The organism is Paracoccus sp. (in: a-proteobacteria) (genome assembly GCF_047605025.1).
GTDB lineage: Bacteria > Pseudomonadota > Alphaproteobacteria > Rhodobacterales > Rhodobacteraceae > Paracoccus.
This window is the reverse complement of record NZ_JASGGO010000012.1, coordinates 35,205-50,522: the sequence shown is the minus strand read 5'-3', so window position 1 is coordinate 50,522 and position 15,318 is coordinate 35,205. Positions and strand designations below refer to the sequence as shown.

The following is a 15,318-nucleotide window of genomic DNA, read 5'->3' as shown; positions in this document are numbered from 1 at the left end:
TCATGCAACCCCGTTCAAGCCCTCGGGGGTCAGCACCCCATCCTTGACCATCTGCGCGTATAGCAGCCCCTCGCGCAGACCGCGATCCGCAACCGACAGCCGCGTCGTCGGCCAGACTCGCATCAGCGTTTGCAGGATCGCCGCGCCCGACATGATCAGCGCATGCCGCTCGCGCCCGATTCGGGGGTCCGAGCGGCGCCCCTCGGGACCCAGCGACAGATAGTCGCGGATCACCCTGTCGATCTGCGCGGAACTCATCACCAGCCCGTCCACCTTGGTCCGGTCATAGCGGCGCAGGCCCAGATGGCTGGCCGCGACCGTGGTGACGGTGCCCGAGGTGCCGATGACCTGAAAGCTTTCCTCCATGTCGCGGGCCAGGGCATAGGGGCTGAAATCGGAAAGCATCTCCTCGAAATGCCAGGACATCAGGGCGAAGCGGCCCTGATCGTCCTCGACATCCTCGAACTGGTCGCGCAGCGTCGCGACCCCCAGCGGCACCGAGATCCAGTCCACCACCCGCGCCCCGCCGGGCTGTGGATTGCGGAACCCATCCGCCAGCCGCATGATCGCGCGGGGCCGCTCGGTGGGTTCCACATCCTCAAGGTCGATCCAGACCAGTTCGGTCGAGCCGCCACCGATATCCACGACCAGAAGCTGGTCCGTGCGCTGGCTGACCAGAGGCGCGCATGAGATCACCGCCAGCCGCGCCTCTTCCTCGGCATCGATGATTTCCAGCGGCAGGCCGGTCTCGCGCCGAATCGTCCGCATGAAGTCGCGGCTGTTGCGGGCGCGGCGGCAGGCCTCGGTCGCGACCAGGCGCATGCGGGTGACGTTATGCGCCTCAAGCTTGCGCCGGCACACTTGCAGGGCATGCACCGTCCGCGCCATGGAAGGACGCGACAGCCTGCCAGACGCTTCCAGGCCGTGCCCCAACTGGACCGGCTTCGAGAAGCTGTCGACCACCTGGAACTGGCTACCCGTGGGGCGGGCAATCAGCATCCGGCAGCTATTCGTGCCAAGGTCCAGGGCGGCGTAAAGCTGCCCATCCTCGGCCGGGCGGGTGACGAAAGGCTCGACCGTTATGCTCGGGAACGCGTCCGCACCCGCGGGACGCCTGGGCGCCATATTCACGCCCTCCGATGACAAGTTGGAACAAAGGTAGCCTGCCGCACCAAGCGGTTCAAGGGTTTCCATCGCTCGACCCTCGACAGGCCGGCGGCGCGGGGCTACCAAAGGCTCATGATCGTCATCATTGCCCTTCTTATCGGCGCCGCGATCGGCTATCGGCGCGCGGCCCGCCTGGGCGGCAACCGGGCCGACCGGCTGCAATACGCCACCGTCCATGCCCTGGGCTTCGCCGTGCTGGGGGTGCTGGCGACGGTGCTGATCGGCAGGTGCCTCTGATGTTTCGGCCTTTTCTCGACAGTCTGCGCAGGCATGGGGTGCCGGTCAGTCTGCGGGAATATCTGGACCTGCTGGCGGGCTTGCAGGCGGGGCTTTCCGACTGGCGCGCCGAAGGCTTCTATCACCTGGCCCGCGCCACACTGGTCAAGAACGAGGCGCATATCGACCGCTTCGACCGCGCCTTCGCCGAAGCCTTCTCGGGCCTGGACGAAATTCCGGTGCAGGCGCTGGTGAATGAGGTCTCGATCCCGAAGGAATGGCTGGAGAAGCTGGCCGAGAAGCTGCTTACCCCCGAGGAACGCGCCGCCATCGAAGGCCCCGGCAGCTTCGACGAGCTGATGAAGCGCCTGCGCGAACGCCTGGCCGAGCAGCAGGGCCGCCACCAGGGCGGCAGCAAATGGATCGGCACGGCCGGCACCTCGCCCTTCGGCGCCTACGGCTACAACCCCGAGGGGGTGAGGATCGGGCAGGACGCCAGCCGGCACCGCCGCGCAGTCAAGGTCTGGGACAAGCGCGAATTCCGCGATTTCGACGATTCGGTCGAACTGGGCACCCGCAACATCAAGGTCGCGCTGAAACGGCTGCGGCAATGGGCACGCCACGGTGCCGAGCAGGAACTGGACCTGCCCGGCACCATCCGCGCCAGCGCCGAGCACGGCTATATCGACGTGCGGACCCGGCCCGAGCGGCACAATGCGGTCAAGGTCCTGCTGTTTCTGGACGTGGGCGGCAGCATGGACGATCATGCCCGCCGCGTGGACGAGCTGTTTTCAGCCGCGCGGACCGAGTTCAAGCATCTGGAACATTTCTATTTCCACAATTGCATCTACGAGGCATTGTGGAAGGACAACCGCCGCCGCTGGACCGAAACCACCCCGACCTGGGACGTGCTGAACCGCTTCGGCCGCGACTACAAGGCGATCTTCGTGGGCGATGCCTCGATGTCGCCCTATGAGATCGCGGTGCCGGGCGGCGCCAACGAACATTGGAACCCCGAATCGGGCGAGACCTGGCTGACCCGCCTGCGCGAGACCTGGCCGGATCATGTCTGGCTGAACCCGGTGCCCCGCGCGGAATGGCGCCATACCCGCTCGATCCAGATGATCGACGAGATCTTTCAGGACCGGATGCAGCCCCTGACGCTGGAAGGGCTGACGCAGGCGATGCGGCTGCTTGGCTAAAGCCCGCGCGCGGCCCATATTGGGATCATGCTCAAGCTGACCCCGATCCTGCTTCTGATCCTTTACATGGCCGCGATGTGGTTCTTTTCGCTGTGGCGGCTGAAGGCGGATCTGAATGCCAGATCCTCGGCCCTGACCCACCCCCGGCTGATGCCAATGCTGGAACGGCTGGGCCGCGCCATGGACCTGCCGCCGGTCAAGGCGCATGTCTATGAGGTGGCGCCGGTGAACGGGCTGGCCGCGCCCGACGGACGGATTTTCCTGACGCGGGGCTTTCTGGACAAGCTGGATGCGGGCGATGTGACCGAGGCGGAGCTGGCATCCGTGATCGCGCATGAACTGGGCCATGTCGCGCACGGACACGCCCGCCGGCGCATGGTGGATTTCGCGGGCCAGAACGCGATCCGCATGGCCCTGGCGACGGTGCTGGGCCGCTTCCTGCCCGGCATCGGCGGCTGGATCGCCAATCTTGCAGCCAGCGCCGTCGCCGCCCGCCTCTCGCGCCAGGACGAATTCGAGGCCGACGCCTTCGCCAGCGCCCTGATGATCAAGGCGGGCTTCGGCACCGAACCGCAGAAAAGCCTGTTTCGCAAGCTCGACAGGCTTGCGGGCGCGCGCGGAACCGCCCCTGCCTGGCTGATGTCGCATCCCAGAATCGACGCCCGAATTGCCGCCATCGAGAAACTGGAACGGCGCTGGGGCGCCCGGTGACTTGCTGCCCGGCGTGATTGTCCTATGCTGCACCTGCAAAACCCCCGAGTGCAAAACACCCCGATGACCCGCCCCTTTCGCCGCCGCGTCTTCTATATCCCCGGCTACGACCCGATCCCGCCGCGCCGCTACCGCGAGCTTTACAAGCGCGAGGGGGCCGAGCAGGCGCGGATCTCGGGCTATGGGCTGGCTTTTGGCCCGCGCCGCGACCGGACCGGCTTCGGCTGGGGCGTCAGCGGCGATTTCGGCGGCGTGCCGACCGAGGCCGAATTCGAGGTGCTGGTCTGGGCCGATCTGGTGCAAGGGTCGATGGGTCAGTCGATCCCCGCGACCTATGCCCAGCTTTGCCGCACCGCCTGGGCCTATATCGGCTCGGGCGCGCTGTTCCGGCTGATGCGGCTGAGGCGTGGCCCGGTGATCGCGGCGCTTTATCCGGTGGTCGTGCTGCTGGCGCAGCTTGTCGCGGCGCTGCTGGCCGGCGCCGCTTTGGGCTGGCTGGCGGGGCGGGCCACCGGCCTCGGCTGGCTGCCTGGCATTCCGGTGCTGCTAGCCGTGACCTGGGCGGGGCTGGTCTTGTGGCGTCGGCTCGACGGCAGGATCTTCGCCTATTACCTGATGCATGACTATGCCTTCACCGCGCGGCATCTGGGCGCCTATCCCCCGGCGCTGGAAACCCGGATCAGCCAGTTCGCGGACCGCATAGCCCAGGCATTGGACGATGATTGGGACGAGGTCCTGGTCGTGGGCCACAGCTCCGGCGCCTATCTGGGCGTCTCGGTCCTGGCCGAACTGCTGCGGTCGAAGGTCGCCGAGGGCACGCGGCTTTCCTTCCTGTCGCTGGGCCATGTCGTGCCTATGGCGTCCTTCCTGCCCGCCGCGAACCGGCTGCGCCGCGATCTGCGCGACCTCAGCGCGCGGCCCAGGCTGGACTGGATCGACGTGACCGCGCCGGGGGACGCCTGCTCCTTCGGGCTTTGCGATCCGGTCGCGGTCTCGGGGGTCGAACCGCCGAACCGCCTGCACCCGCTGGTGCTGTCCGCCGCCTTCACGCAAACCCTATCGCCCGAAAAGCGGCGCGCGCTGCGGGGGCATTGGTTCCGGCTGCATTTCCAATATCTCTGCGCCTTCGACCGGCCAGGCGATTATGATTATTTCGCCATCACCGCCGGACCTCTGACCCTGGGCGGGCGCTACGCGGGGCGCGGCCATTCGCCGGGCCGCATCGCGCGGGCGGTGAACGGGCATGTCGCCACATGATCCCGCCCAAACCCCCTTCGCGCCAGGGCAAGAGCTCGGTCTGGCGCTTCATCCGCGATTTCCGCCGCGACATCCTGTCGGCCCAGTCCGACCGGCTCTATCGGGCATGGATGGCCGAGTTTCGCGGCCCCCTGATCCATAGCTTCACCTGCAACGACCCCGCGCTGGTCGATCTGATCCTGAAGAAACGGCCGATGGATTTCCCGAAATCCCCGCGCATGGCGGCCGGGCTTCAGCCGCTTCTGGGCAATTCCAGCTTCATCTCGAATGGCGAAACCTGGCTGCACCAGCGCCGCATCATCGACCTGGCATTCGAGGGCGGGCGCCTGCGCCAGGCGTTTCCCGCCATGTGGCAGGCCGGGCAATCGGCCGTCGCCCGGCTTTCCCCCCTGGCCCAGGGCGGTCCCTTCGACATCGAGCCCCATACCAGCCACCTCGCCGCCGACGTGATCTTCCGCACGCTCTTCTCGCTGCCGATCGAGGACCAGACGGCAAGCCAGGTTTTCGAGGCGTTCCGCGAGCATCAGGACGCACAGCCCATGGTGAACCTGGGCGGGCTGATCGCCCTGCCCCGCTGGGCGCGGCTGCACTCCCGCCAGGTCCGGGCCAGCGCCCGCCGCATCCGCGGCCTGATCCGGCAACTGGTCGCCGAACGCGCCCGGCAGATCGCCGCGGGCACGGCGCCCCCCGACCTGGCGACCAAGATCATGACCACACCCGACCCGCAGACGGGAAAGGTCTTCTCGGACGCGGAAATGATCGACGAGGTGGCAACCTTCTTTCTGGCCGGCCACGAGACCGGCGCCTCGGCGCTGGCCTGGGCGCTTTACCTTCTGGCCGAGAATCCCACCTGGCAAGACCGCGTCGCGCGCGAGGCCCTGGCCCATCTCTCGCCCGATTTCGCCTGCATCAAGAACCTTCCACTCGCGCGCGCCGTCTTCCGCGAAACGCTGCGCCTTTACCCCCCCGTCGCGATGACAGTGCGCGAGACCCGCCGCCCCGAGACCATGCGCGGCCGTCGCGCGCCCAAGGGCGCCCAACTCGTGCTGTCGCCCTGGCATCTGCACCGCCATGAACGGCTCTGGGACAATCCCGACGGCTTCGACCCAGGCCGCTGGGAAACCGAGAACGGCAAGACCTGCATGCGCGATGCCTTCATCCCCTTCTCGGCCGGCGCCCGCGCCTGCCCCGGGGCGGGCTTCGCCATGATCGAGGGACCGCTTCTGCTGGCGACGCTAGTGCGGACCTATGAATTCACCCCGGGCCCCGAACGCCCCGTCCCGGTCATGCGTCTGACATTGCGGGGCAGAAATGGCATAGGGTTGCGCCTGCGGCCACGTCGAATGGGTATTTGAAAAAGCAAAGAAGGCGTAATGCGGCGCCCAGTCCTTCTTTGCTTTCTAAATACCCATTCGCCGCAGTCACAGCCGATAGATGCCAGCGAATTTTTCCTCCAGGTAATCGAGCAGCGGCGCCTCGCTGATCGACTCGCCCGTCGCGCGTTCGATCAACTCGCGGGGTGGGTAGAGCCCGCCATGGCGCTGCATGTTCTCGCGCAGCCATTCTACGGCGGGAGAGGCATCGCCCGCAGCGAGGAAGCGGTCGAGATCAGGGACGGCGCCGCGCATGGCCTGGTTCAGGCAGCCCGCATAGACGTTGCCCAGCGCATAGGTCGGGAAATAGCCAAAAAGCCCCACCGCCCAATGCACGTCCTGCAAGAGCCCGTTCGCGGGCCGGTCCACGGCAAGGCCGAAATCATGCAGGAAGCGGGTGTTCCATGCCTCGACCAGATCCTCGACATCGAGCTTGCCGGCGATCAGATCGCGCTCCAGATCGAAGCGCAGCATGATGTGCAGGTTATACTGCACCTCGTCGGCCTCGGTGCGGATATAGCCCGGCGCGACGCGGTTCACCGTCGCGTGGAAGGCATCCGCGCCGGGAACGGACAGGCCGTCGAAGGCATCCGCCATACGCTGGTAGAGCCAGCCGGTGAAGGCGCGGCCGCGGCCGATCTGGTTCTCATAGATCCGGCTCTGGCTTTCATGCGCGCCCATCGAGACGCCCCGGCCAAGCGGCGTGAAGGCATAATCGCTGTCGATGCCCAGTTCATAGCTGGAATGGCCGACCTCGTGGATGGTAGAATAGAGACAGTTGAAAGGGTCGGTCTCGACCACCCGCGTGGTGATGCGGCTGTCCTGCCAGCGCCCGGAACTGAAGGGATGGACGGCGATATCCATGCGCCCGCGCGACCAGTCATAGCCATAGGCCGTCGCGCAGGCGCGGGCCAGGCGCAGCTGGGTCTCCTGCGGGAAATGGCCGGTCAGCGCCTGCGGCTGGAACGCGGCGCCCAACACATCCTCGCGCAGCGCGACCAGACGGAGGCGCATGGCGTCGAAAAGCGCCGCGATCTCGGCCTGGCTGGTGCCCGGCTCGTAATCCTCAAGGAGTGCGTCATAGAGATCGCCGCCATCGGCCAAGGCGGCGGCCTCTTCGCGCTTCAACATCAGGATGTCGTTCAGGACCGGCAGGAAATCCTGGGGCGCGTCCTTGGCGCGGGCTTCCGCCCATATACCCTGCGAAAGCGAGGTCTGCCGCGCCAGCTCGGTCGCAAGGCGTGCCGGAATGCGCGAGGCGCGAAGAAAATCGCGCGAGATCAGGTCCAGGATGCGCTGGTCCTCGGCATCCTCGGGGACGGCCTGATCCAGCCATTCGGCCAGACGCGGATCGGTGCGGCGCTCATGCAGCACGGCCTCCATCGCGGCCATTTCCTCGCTGCGCTGCTCGGTCGCGCCGCGCGGCATCACGGTTTCCTGGTCCCAGCCCAGCCGCTCGGCCACCGAGGAGAGCGCCTCGGTCTGGCGCTGGAAGGCGAGAAGGTCTTCGAATGCGCTCATCGGATGGTCCCCCGCACCGAGGTTTCATAGGGATAGCGGGCATGGTGCCTGGCCCGCAGGATCAGGGTGAAGAATGCCACGGCCCCGAGTTGATGCGCCAGCGCCAAAGGCAAGGGCGAGGCGTGAACCACATTCATGATACCCAGGAGCACCTGCACGCCCATGGCCGCGATCATCACCGCATAGGCGCCGCGCGTCACCGGATGGGGCGAGCGGCGGGCGCGCAGGAAGACGACCAACGCGAAGATCGCCAGCAGATAGCCCGTCATGCGGTGGGCGAATTGCACCAGGGCCGGGTTCTCGAAGAAATTGCGCCAGCCGAGAGTGGCGTCCCAGATCTCGGACGGAATCCATTCGCCGCCCATGGTGGGCCAGCCGGTATACATGCGGCCCGCGTCGATGCCCGCCACCAGCGCACCGATCAGGATTTGCAGAAAGGTCAGGTGCATCAACCCCGTGGTCATCGAGAAAAGCTTCGCCTCGCCGGCGCGGCGAGCGCGCATCAGCTCGGCCTCGCTGCGCGAGAGCGCCAGGACCGACCAGGCGATCAGGCCGAGGATGGCGAAGGCCAGGCCAAGATGCGTGGCCAGGCGATAGGAGGCCACGCGCACCATCTCGCCCGAAAGGCCGGAATGGACCATCCACCAGCCAATCGCGCCCTGAAGCCCGCCCAGGACACCCAGCATCAGAAGGCGCGGCGTCCAGCCCAGGGGGATGCGCCTGGTGACCAGGAAAAAAAGAAAGCCCGCCGCCCAGATCAACCCGACGAGGCGCCCCAGCAGGCGATGTGCCCATTCCCAGTAATAGATCTGCTTGAAGCCGGCCAGGTCCATGTCGGGATTGACCAGTTCGAACTGCGGGATCTGCCTGTATTTCTCGAACTCGGCGGCCCAGGCGGCGGCGTCCATCGGCGGCAGCGCCCCGGTGACGGGCTTCCATTCGGTGATGGAGAGGCCCGAGCCCGTCAGCCGCGTCGCCCCGCCGAGCGCGATCATCGCCGCGACCAGGACGAAAAGCACGATCAGCCATAGCCGGATCGCGGAGCGGCCACCGCGATGCCCGGAATCGATCAGCCCCCCTTGGGGCGTGCCGCTGCGCGGGGTGGTGTCGGTGACTTCCTGAAAGACGGGGCGTCTTGCCATGTCAGCTTCCTTGCCTTTTCGCCCGGACCGGGCCGGCCCAGCTTGACGGGGCGCGCCCCGAAGTTCAATCAACCGCGACGGACCAATTGTCGCAACATGCCATGAAACACCCGTGTATCGGCCTGGGTCAGAGACATGCGGGACCAAAGGTTGCGCAGGGTCAGCTTCATCGCCGGGGCCTTCTCGGGCGGGAAGAAGAAGCCCGCCGCCTCCAGCCGCTGCTCGTAATGATCGGCGAGCTTCTCGATCTCGATGCGGGTGGCCGGGATCTCGCCCTCGGGGCGGCGGCCCTGGGGCATGGGCTGGGCGGGAAGGCTGTCGCGCGCCCATTCATAGCCGTTCAGCAGCACCGCCTGGGCGAGGTTCAGCGAGGGGAAATCCGGATTTACCGGAACCGTGATGATGGCATTCGCCCGCGCCACGTCGTCGTTTTCCAGGCCGGCGCGCTCGGGGCCGAAAAGGATGCCGACCCGCCCGCCCTGGGCCACGCGCGCCCGCGCATCCTGCATCGCGGTCGCGGGGGTCAGGACGGGTTTCGTCAACTCGCGCCCGCGCGCGGTGGTGGCATATACATGGTCCAGATCCGCCATCGCCTCGGCAAGGCTGGGGAAGACGCGCGCCCGGTCCAGCACCTGCCCCGCCGCGCCCGAGGCCATGGCGACGGCGCCGGGATTCGGCCAGCCGTCGCGGGGCGCCACCAGGCGCATGTCGGTCAGGCCGAAATTCAGCATGGCGCGAGCCGCCGCGCCGATATTTGCGCCCATCTGGGGGCGGACAAGAATGATCGCGGGTTCCATCCCGGGGCCATATCCTTCGCAGGAACGGCTGGCAAGGCGCGGCTTGCTGGGTTATCTGCGGGACGGACCATCAGGATGACATGACCATGACAAACGAACCGAACGCGCCGCAACTCTACCTGATCGCGCCCCTGGGAGCGGCGGCCTCGACGGTGGGGCCGATGCTGGCGGATGTCATGGATCGCTTTCCGGTCGCCTGCCTGCGCATCCCCGGCGCCGGGGCCGAGGACGATCTGGGCCGCCTGGCGGATCTTGCCCGCGAGATCGCCCATGCCCGCGACGTGGCCGTGGTCATCGACGACCATGTGCAATTGGCGCTGCGCCATGGTCTGGACGGCGTGCATCTGACCGATGGTGCCCGCAGCGTTCGCTATGCCAGGAAGGAGCTTGGCGCGGATGCGATCGTCGGGGCCTTCTGCGGCGCCTCGCGTCATGACGGCATGAACGCCGCCGAGGCCGGTGCCGACTATGTCAGCTTCGGCCCCTGCGGTCCGACCGCGCTGGGGCATGGCACCCTGGTCGATTTCGACCTTTTCCAATGGTGGTCCGAGGTGATCGAGGCCCCCATCGTGGCCGAAGGCGCGCTGAGCCCCGCCCTGATCGGCCAATTGGCGCCGGTCGCCGATTTCATCGCGCTTGGCCCCGAGATCTGGAGCGAAGAGGATCCGGTCGAGGCGCTGGGCCTTCTCTGGCGCTGATGGCGCTTACGGCGCGTCCGCATGGGTATTTGGAAAGCAAAGAAAGCGCGGGTGCGGCTCTGTGGAAGGCGGGCATTGCCATTGCGGTCGGCACCGCGCCCATGGCCCTTTCCGTTTTCTTGAATATCCTAGGCTCCGGCTGCCTCTTGCGGAGTTGATGCGGCCGGCCTAAAGCCTTGCCATGACCCAGCATCAGCGCCTTCTCATCATCGACTTCGGTTCACAGGTCACGCAGCTTATCGCGCGTCGCCTGCGCGAGTTGAACGTCTATTGCGAAATCCACCCGTTCAACGCGGTCGATGACGCTTTCCTGCACGCTTTCGCGCCGCGGGCCGTGATCCTTTCGGGAGGGCCGGCCTCGGTCACGCAGGCGGATTCGCCCCGCGCGCCGCAAAGCCTGTTCGATATGAACATCCCGGTCTTCGGCATCTGTTATGGCCAGCAGGTCATGATGGCGCAGCTGGGCGGCCGCGTCGAAGCCGGGCATCACGCCGAATATGGCCGCGCCTTCGTCGCCCCGGCCGAGGACCACAAGGGCGACGGCATCTTCTCGGGCCTGTTCGATACCGGCCGCGAAGAGGTCTGGATGAGCCATGGCGACCGCGTGACCCGGCTTGCGCCCGGTTTCGAGGTCATCGGCACCTCGCCCAACGCGCCCTACGCCATGATCGCCGACGAGGCGCGCGGGTTCTACGCCGTGCAGTTCCATCCCGAGGTGCATCACACCCCGAACGGGCGCAAGATGCTTGCGAATTTCGTCCGCATGGCCGGCTTCACCGGCGACTGGACCATGGCCAGCTATCGTCAGGAGGCAATCCGCAAGATTCGCGAGCAGGTTGGCGACAAGCGCGTGATCTGCGGCCTGTCGGGCGGCGTGGACAGTTCCGTCGCCGCCGTCCTGATCCATGAGGCGATCGGCGAGCAACTGACCTGCGTTTTCGTCGATCACGGCCTGTTGCGTCTGAACGAGGCCGATGAAGTCGTGGCCATGTTCCGCGATAACTACAATATCCCGCTGATTCATGCTGACGAGGCCGATCTGTTCATCAGCGCGCTGGAAGGCGTGTCGGACCCCGAGGTCAAGCGCAAGACCATCGGCAAGCTGTTCATCGACGTGTTCCAGAAATACGCTAATGAAATCGAGGGCGCCGAGTTCCTGGCCCAGGGCACGCTTTATCCCGACGTGATCGAATCGGTCAGCTTCAGCGGCGGCCCCTCGGTCACCATCAAGAGCCACCACAATGTCGGCGGCCTGCCCGAGAAGATGGGCCTGAAACTGGTCGAGCCGCTGCGCGAACTTTTCAAGGACGAGGTGCGCGCGCTTGGCCGCGAACTGGGTCTGCCCGAACAGTTCATCGGCCGCCACCCCTTCCCCGGCCCCGGCCTTGCCATCCGCTGTCCCGGTGAGATCACGCGCGAAAAGCTGGACATCCTGCGCAAGGCGGATGCGGTCTTCATCGACCAGATCCGCAGGCACGGCCTCTATGACGAGATCTGGCAGGCTTTCGTCGCCATCCTCCCCGTCCGCACCGTGGGCGTGATGGGCGACGGGCGCACCTATGACTATGCCTGCGCGCTGCGGGCGGTAACCTCGGTCGATGGGATGACGGCGGATTACTATCCGTTCGCGCATGAATTCCTGGGCGAGACCGCGACGCGGATCATCAACGAGGTCAAGGGCATCAACCGCTGCACCTATGACATCACCTCGAAGCCGCCGGGGACGATTGAGTGGGAGTAATTCGGGCCTATCCAAACGCCGCCGACAACCGCCGATCCGCCTCAATAACACACTGAGAATAAATAATTCTCCTTCCGTTATCTTTCGCCGTCGATCGCTAGGCAAGCCTCGCGATCGACGGCAGGGCTGACGGTATGGGGCGTCTTGTGACATCGCAGAATTGCATATACCGTCAGGGCTTAGAGAGCTTGTGACGGTGTTTTTTTACCTTACTATATTGATAATAAAGGAAAATTAGCCGTGAGGATTGGTCCATTTTGGCCTGACGGTATTTTTGGGGCTCTCTGGCGTTTCTTGAACGAATTCGGAAAGTCCAATGCTTACTGATGCTGCGATCAAGTATCTGAAATTAGAAGAAAAATTATACAATGCGCCTGATCGTGACGGTATGTATGTCGTCGTAAACCCGTCGGGTGCCGTCGTGTTCCGCTATGACTACCGGATGCACGGTCGACGCGAGACCCTGGCCCTCGGCCGATACGGGCCGGCGTGCCTCTCTCTGGCCCGCGCGCGGGAGAAGTTGATCGACGCGCAGCGCTCGATTCAGGAAGGTCGGTCGCCTGCCCAGAAGAAGCAGCGGGAGAAGCGCCGCATCAAGGAAGCGAAGAGCTTCGGCGAGTTCGGCGAACGCTGGCTGCAAGAGCGAGTTGCAGGACGCGGTGTGGGATGAGGTCGACTTCGAGAATGCAGTGTGGCCGATCCCGAAGGAGCGGATGAAACGTTCCAAGCCGCACAACGTCTAGCGAACACTATCCGTCACTCTCAACGCGCGGCAAGGCGGTCAGACCGGACGGTTACCTATCAACGGCAGGCAGGAGACCATCACCTTCGGCCGCTACGGTGTCGGCGGCATCACCCTGTCGGAAGCCCGCGAGCAGTTGGGCGAGGCCAAGAAGCTGATCGCGGTCGGGAAGTCGCCGGCCAAGGAGAAGGCGCGGGACAAGGCCCGCGTCAAGGATGCGGAGACGTTCAGGGCCTGGGCGGAAAAGTGGCTGCGCGGCTACCAGATGGCAGACACCACCCGTGACATGCGCCGCTCAGTCTATGAGCGCGAGCTGAAGCCAAAATTCGGCAATCCGAAGTTGCTGGAAATCACCCATGAGGATTTGCGCGCACTGACCGATGCCATCGTGGAGCGTGGCGCACCGGCAACCGCAGTGCATGCCCGCGAGGTGGTGTTGCAGGTTTTTCGCTGGGCCATCAAGCGCGGCCAGAAGGTCGAGAACCCGGCAGAGCTGTGCGCCCGACGAGCATCGCCACGTTCAAGCCGCGCGACCATGCGCTGACGCCCGATGAAATTACCAGAAATGGAGCGCATCGGCACGACGCCATCTACCTAGGCGACGGCCAAGCTGTTGCCGCTGACGATAGCGCGCAAGAGCAAGTCTATCAATCGGCGGCAATAACCGAACAGGGGCCGATTCGGCCGCTGCTGATCCTGATGATGAAGTAGCCGCGTTCGCCAACCGCGAGCACGGTAAATCGGAGGTGTGACCATGAAACGTAGTGGCTTTTTCGACTGCCTGGCGATCAATCATCCGGGCTTGATGCAGCGGCGGAAGTGGCGGCCTTCATTGATCGCCCTGCCGTGTCTGCTATCGCCCACCAGCCCCGGAAGCGATCGTCTCGATGGGCCAAAGGCCGGTCATGCACTGATGTTTAAAATGGACCACCCGCGGAGGGGATGATCAGGGTGCGCTGCCGCCGAAAAGGCGTTCATCAGAGAAATGCGGCGAAGGCAACCAAGCGGGAAGACCTGCGGCGCCCGCTTGCCGGCACGACCTGGATCTGGACGTTCTCCACTTCCCGCGCCAAATGCGGCATCTACGATGGCGCGGCCCCCATGGTAAAAGGCATGGAGCCCAGACCAATTCCCATGGCGATATTGGCGGCGCCAGAACGAAAGCAGGGACCGCGAAACGCCATGTCCGAAGAGGGTTTGCGCGATCACCCCAGGCGGACCTCACCAAAGTAATCTCCGCGTGAAACGACAGCGCGGCCTGCAAGCCAGGAAGCGCCGGACATCCCCTCTCCGCGCGTCTTTCTTGTCCAAATATCCTCGGGGGTCCGGGGGCAGACAGCCCCCGGCCGGCATCGACCACCCAAAGGCTGGACCTTCGATCTTCGGAGACGGGCCCGAACGGACCCCTCTCGACTTAGCCGATCCGTGCGCCAAGCTCTTTCATCAGCGGCAGAAAATCGGGAAAGGAGGTCGCGATGGGGCTGCCGTCATCGACGCCGATCGGCTGTTCCGAAGCGAGGCCGGCGACCAGAAAGGACATGGCGATCCGGTGGTCCAGATGGGTCTGGGCGACGGCCCCGCCCCTCAGCCCGCCGCCGCCCTCGACCGTCATGCTGTCCTGGGTCGAGGTGACGGCGGCGCCATTGGCCAGCAGCCCCGCCTCCATCGCCGCGATGCGGTCGCTTTCCTTGACGCGAAGCTCATGGACGCCCTGCATCACGGTCGGGCCTTCGGCGAAGCAGGCGATGACGGACAGGATCGGGAATTCGTCGATCATGCTGGCCGCGCGCTCCGGGGGCACCGTCACGCCCTTCAGAGCCGAATGGCGGACAAGAAGATCGGCCACCGGCTCGCCGCCCTCCTCGCGTTCGTTTTCGAACGTGATATCCGCGCCCATTTCCAGAAGCGTGACATAAAGCCCGTCGCGGGTCGGGTTGCGGCTGACGCCGGGCACGCGGATTTCCGAGCCGGGCACGATCAGCGCCGCCGCCACGGGAAAGGCCGCGCTGGAGGGATCGCGCGGCACCGCCACGGGCTGCGGGATCAGTTCGGGCCGGCCTTGCAAGGTGATGACACGGCCCTCGTCAGTGATCTCGGTGCGGATGGTGGCGCCAAAGCCGGCAAGCATGCGCTCGGTATGGTCGCGGGTCGGCTCGGCCTCGATCACCACGGTTTCGCCTGGGGCGTTCAGGCCCGCAAGCAGCACTGCCGATTTGATCTGGGCGCTGGCCACGGGAGTCCGGTAGCGGGCCGGGACGGGTTCGGTGGCGCCGGTGATCGTGACCGGCAGGCGCTTGCCCTCACGCGAGGTGATGCGGGCACCGAAAAGCTCCAGCGGGTCGGTGATGCGGCCCATGGGACGGCGCGACAGGCTGGCATCGCCGGTGAAGGTCGCGGTGATCGGCGTGGTCGCCATCGCGCCCATGATCAACCGCACGCCGGTGCCGGAATTGCCGCAATCGATCACGCCCTCAGGCTCCGAGAAGCCGCCGACGCCGACGCCGTTCACCCGCCACTCCCCCTCTGCCACACGCTCGACCTGGGCGCCGAACGCCTGCATCGCCTTGGCGGTGTCCAGCACGTCCTGACCCTCCAGCAGGCCGGTGATATGCGTCTCTCCGACCGAAAGCGCGCCCAGGATCAGCGCGCGATGGCTGATCGACTTGTCGCCGGGGATGCGCGCCTGGCCGGAAAGCGGGCCGGAACGATGCGCGGTCAAAGGAAGCGGTTCGGCGGAATGTGACATCTGGT

13 protein-coding genes and 1 pseudogene are annotated in these 15,318 nt (G+C 65.8%); 9 read left to right on the top strand and 5 right to left on the bottom strand.

Features of this window, described 5'->3' with window-relative positions; genetic code table 11:
• The gene (locus QM682_RS08820) at nucleotides 1-1,125 is read right to left on the bottom strand and encodes a Ppx/GppA phosphatase family protein (RefSeq protein WP_415128842.1); all 1,125 of its coding nucleotides are present in this window, start codon (nucleotides 1,123-1,125) and stop codon (nucleotides 1-3) included.
• A 114-nt stretch (nucleotides 1,126-1,239) separates the two neighbouring features.
• Between QM682_RS08820 and QM682_RS08815 the strand changes: the two genes are divergently transcribed.
• The 5 genes from QM682_RS08815 to QM682_RS08795 all read left to right on the top strand — a co-directional run bounded on the left by QM682_RS08815 (nucleotide 1,240) and on the right by QM682_RS08795 (nucleotide 5,908).
• A complete protein-coding gene (locus tag QM682_RS08815) occupies nucleotides 1,240-1,404 on the top strand; it encodes a hypothetical protein (protein ID WP_415128840.1) in 165 nt (54 codons plus the stop codon).
• A complete protein-coding gene (locus QM682_RS08810; protein ID WP_415128838.1) occupies nucleotides 1,404-2,585 on the top strand; it encodes a vWA domain-containing protein in 1,182 nt (393 codons plus the stop codon). Before QM682_RS08815 ends, QM682_RS08810 begins: the two co-directional genes overlap by 1 nt.
• A 27-nt stretch (nucleotides 2,586-2,612) precedes the next feature.
• Nucleotides 2,613-3,296 carry a M48 family metallopeptidase gene (locus tag QM682_RS08805; RefSeq protein ID WP_415128836.1) on the top strand — a complete coding sequence of 228 codons (684 nt, stop codon included), beginning with the start codon at nucleotides 2,613-2,615 and terminating at the stop codon, nucleotides 3,294-3,296.
• A 63-nt stretch (nucleotides 3,297-3,359) separates the two neighbouring features.
• Nucleotides 3,360-4,553 (top strand): hypothetical protein, encoded by a 1,194-nt coding sequence (locus QM682_RS08800; protein WP_415128835.1) that lies wholly within the window; start codon nucleotides 3,360-3,362, stop codon nucleotides 4,551-4,553.
• Nucleotides 4,550-5,908, top strand: a complete 1,359-nt coding sequence (locus QM682_RS08795; RefSeq protein ID WP_415128833.1) for a cytochrome P450 — start codon at nucleotides 4,550-4,552, stop codon at nucleotides 5,906-5,908. The genes QM682_RS08800 and QM682_RS08795 overlap by 4 nt, the downstream gene beginning before the upstream one ends.
• 66 nt (nucleotides 5,909-5,974) lie before the next feature.
• Here the strand turns inward: QM682_RS08795 and QM682_RS08790 are convergent, their stop codons facing one another.
• The 3 genes from QM682_RS08790 to QM682_RS08780 all read right to left on the bottom strand — a co-directional run bounded on the left by QM682_RS08790 (nucleotide 5,975) and on the right by QM682_RS08780 (nucleotide 9,386).
• Nucleotides 5,975-7,447, bottom strand: coding sequence for a carboxypeptidase M32 (locus QM682_RS08790; protein ID WP_415128831.1), 1,473 nt, complete (start codon nucleotides 7,445-7,447; stop codon nucleotides 5,975-5,977).
• A complete protein-coding gene (gene ctaA / locus QM682_RS08785; RefSeq protein ID WP_415128829.1) occupies nucleotides 7,444-8,589 on the bottom strand; it encodes a heme A synthase in 1,146 nt (381 codons plus the stop codon). Before ctaA ends, QM682_RS08790 begins: the two co-directional genes overlap by 4 nt.
• Nucleotides 8,590-8,657: 68 nt before the next feature.
• Complete coding sequence (locus QM682_RS08780; protein ID WP_415128827.1) at nucleotides 8,658-9,386, bottom strand: RNA methyltransferase; 729 nt, start codon at nucleotides 9,384-9,386, stop codon at nucleotides 8,658-8,660.
• An 86-nt stretch (nucleotides 9,387-9,472) separates the two neighbouring features.
• On the opposite strand from QM682_RS08780, the gene QM682_RS08775 reads away from it, so the two are divergent.
• From QM682_RS08775 to QM682_RS08760, 4 genes and pseudogenes are all read left to right on the top strand, one after another.
• Nucleotides 9,473-10,084 (top strand): thiamine phosphate synthase, encoded by a 612-nt coding sequence (locus QM682_RS08775; RefSeq protein WP_415128825.1) that lies wholly within the window; start codon nucleotides 9,473-9,475, stop codon nucleotides 10,082-10,084.
• A 181-nt stretch (nucleotides 10,085-10,265) separates the two neighbouring features.
• Nucleotides 10,266-11,825: a glutamine-hydrolyzing GMP synthase gene (gene guaA / locus QM682_RS08770; protein ID WP_415128823.1), complete on the top strand. Its 1,560-nt coding sequence runs from the start codon at nucleotides 10,266-10,268 to the stop codon at nucleotides 11,823-11,825.
• A gap of 316 nt (nucleotides 11,826-12,141) precedes the next feature.
• The gene (locus tag QM682_RS08765; RefSeq protein WP_415128821.1) at nucleotides 12,142-12,495 is read left to right on the top strand and encodes an Arm DNA-binding domain-containing protein; all 354 of its coding nucleotides are present in this window, start codon (nucleotides 12,142-12,144) and stop codon (nucleotides 12,493-12,495) included.
• 130 nt (nucleotides 12,496-12,625) lie between these two features.
• A pseudogene (locus tag QM682_RS08760) lies at nucleotides 12,626-13,162 on the top strand (tyrosine-type recombinase/integrase); the annotation flags it as partial.
• 819 nt (nucleotides 13,163-13,981) lie between these two features.
• On the opposite strand, the gene aroA reads toward QM682_RS08760, so the two are convergent.
• On the bottom strand, nucleotides 13,982-15,313 hold the full coding sequence (gene aroA / locus QM682_RS08755; protein WP_415128819.1) for a 3-phosphoshikimate 1-carboxyvinyltransferase: 1,332 nt from the start codon (nucleotides 15,311-15,313) through the stop codon (nucleotides 13,982-13,984).
• Between the last annotated feature and the right edge of the window lie 5 nt (nucleotides 15,314-15,318).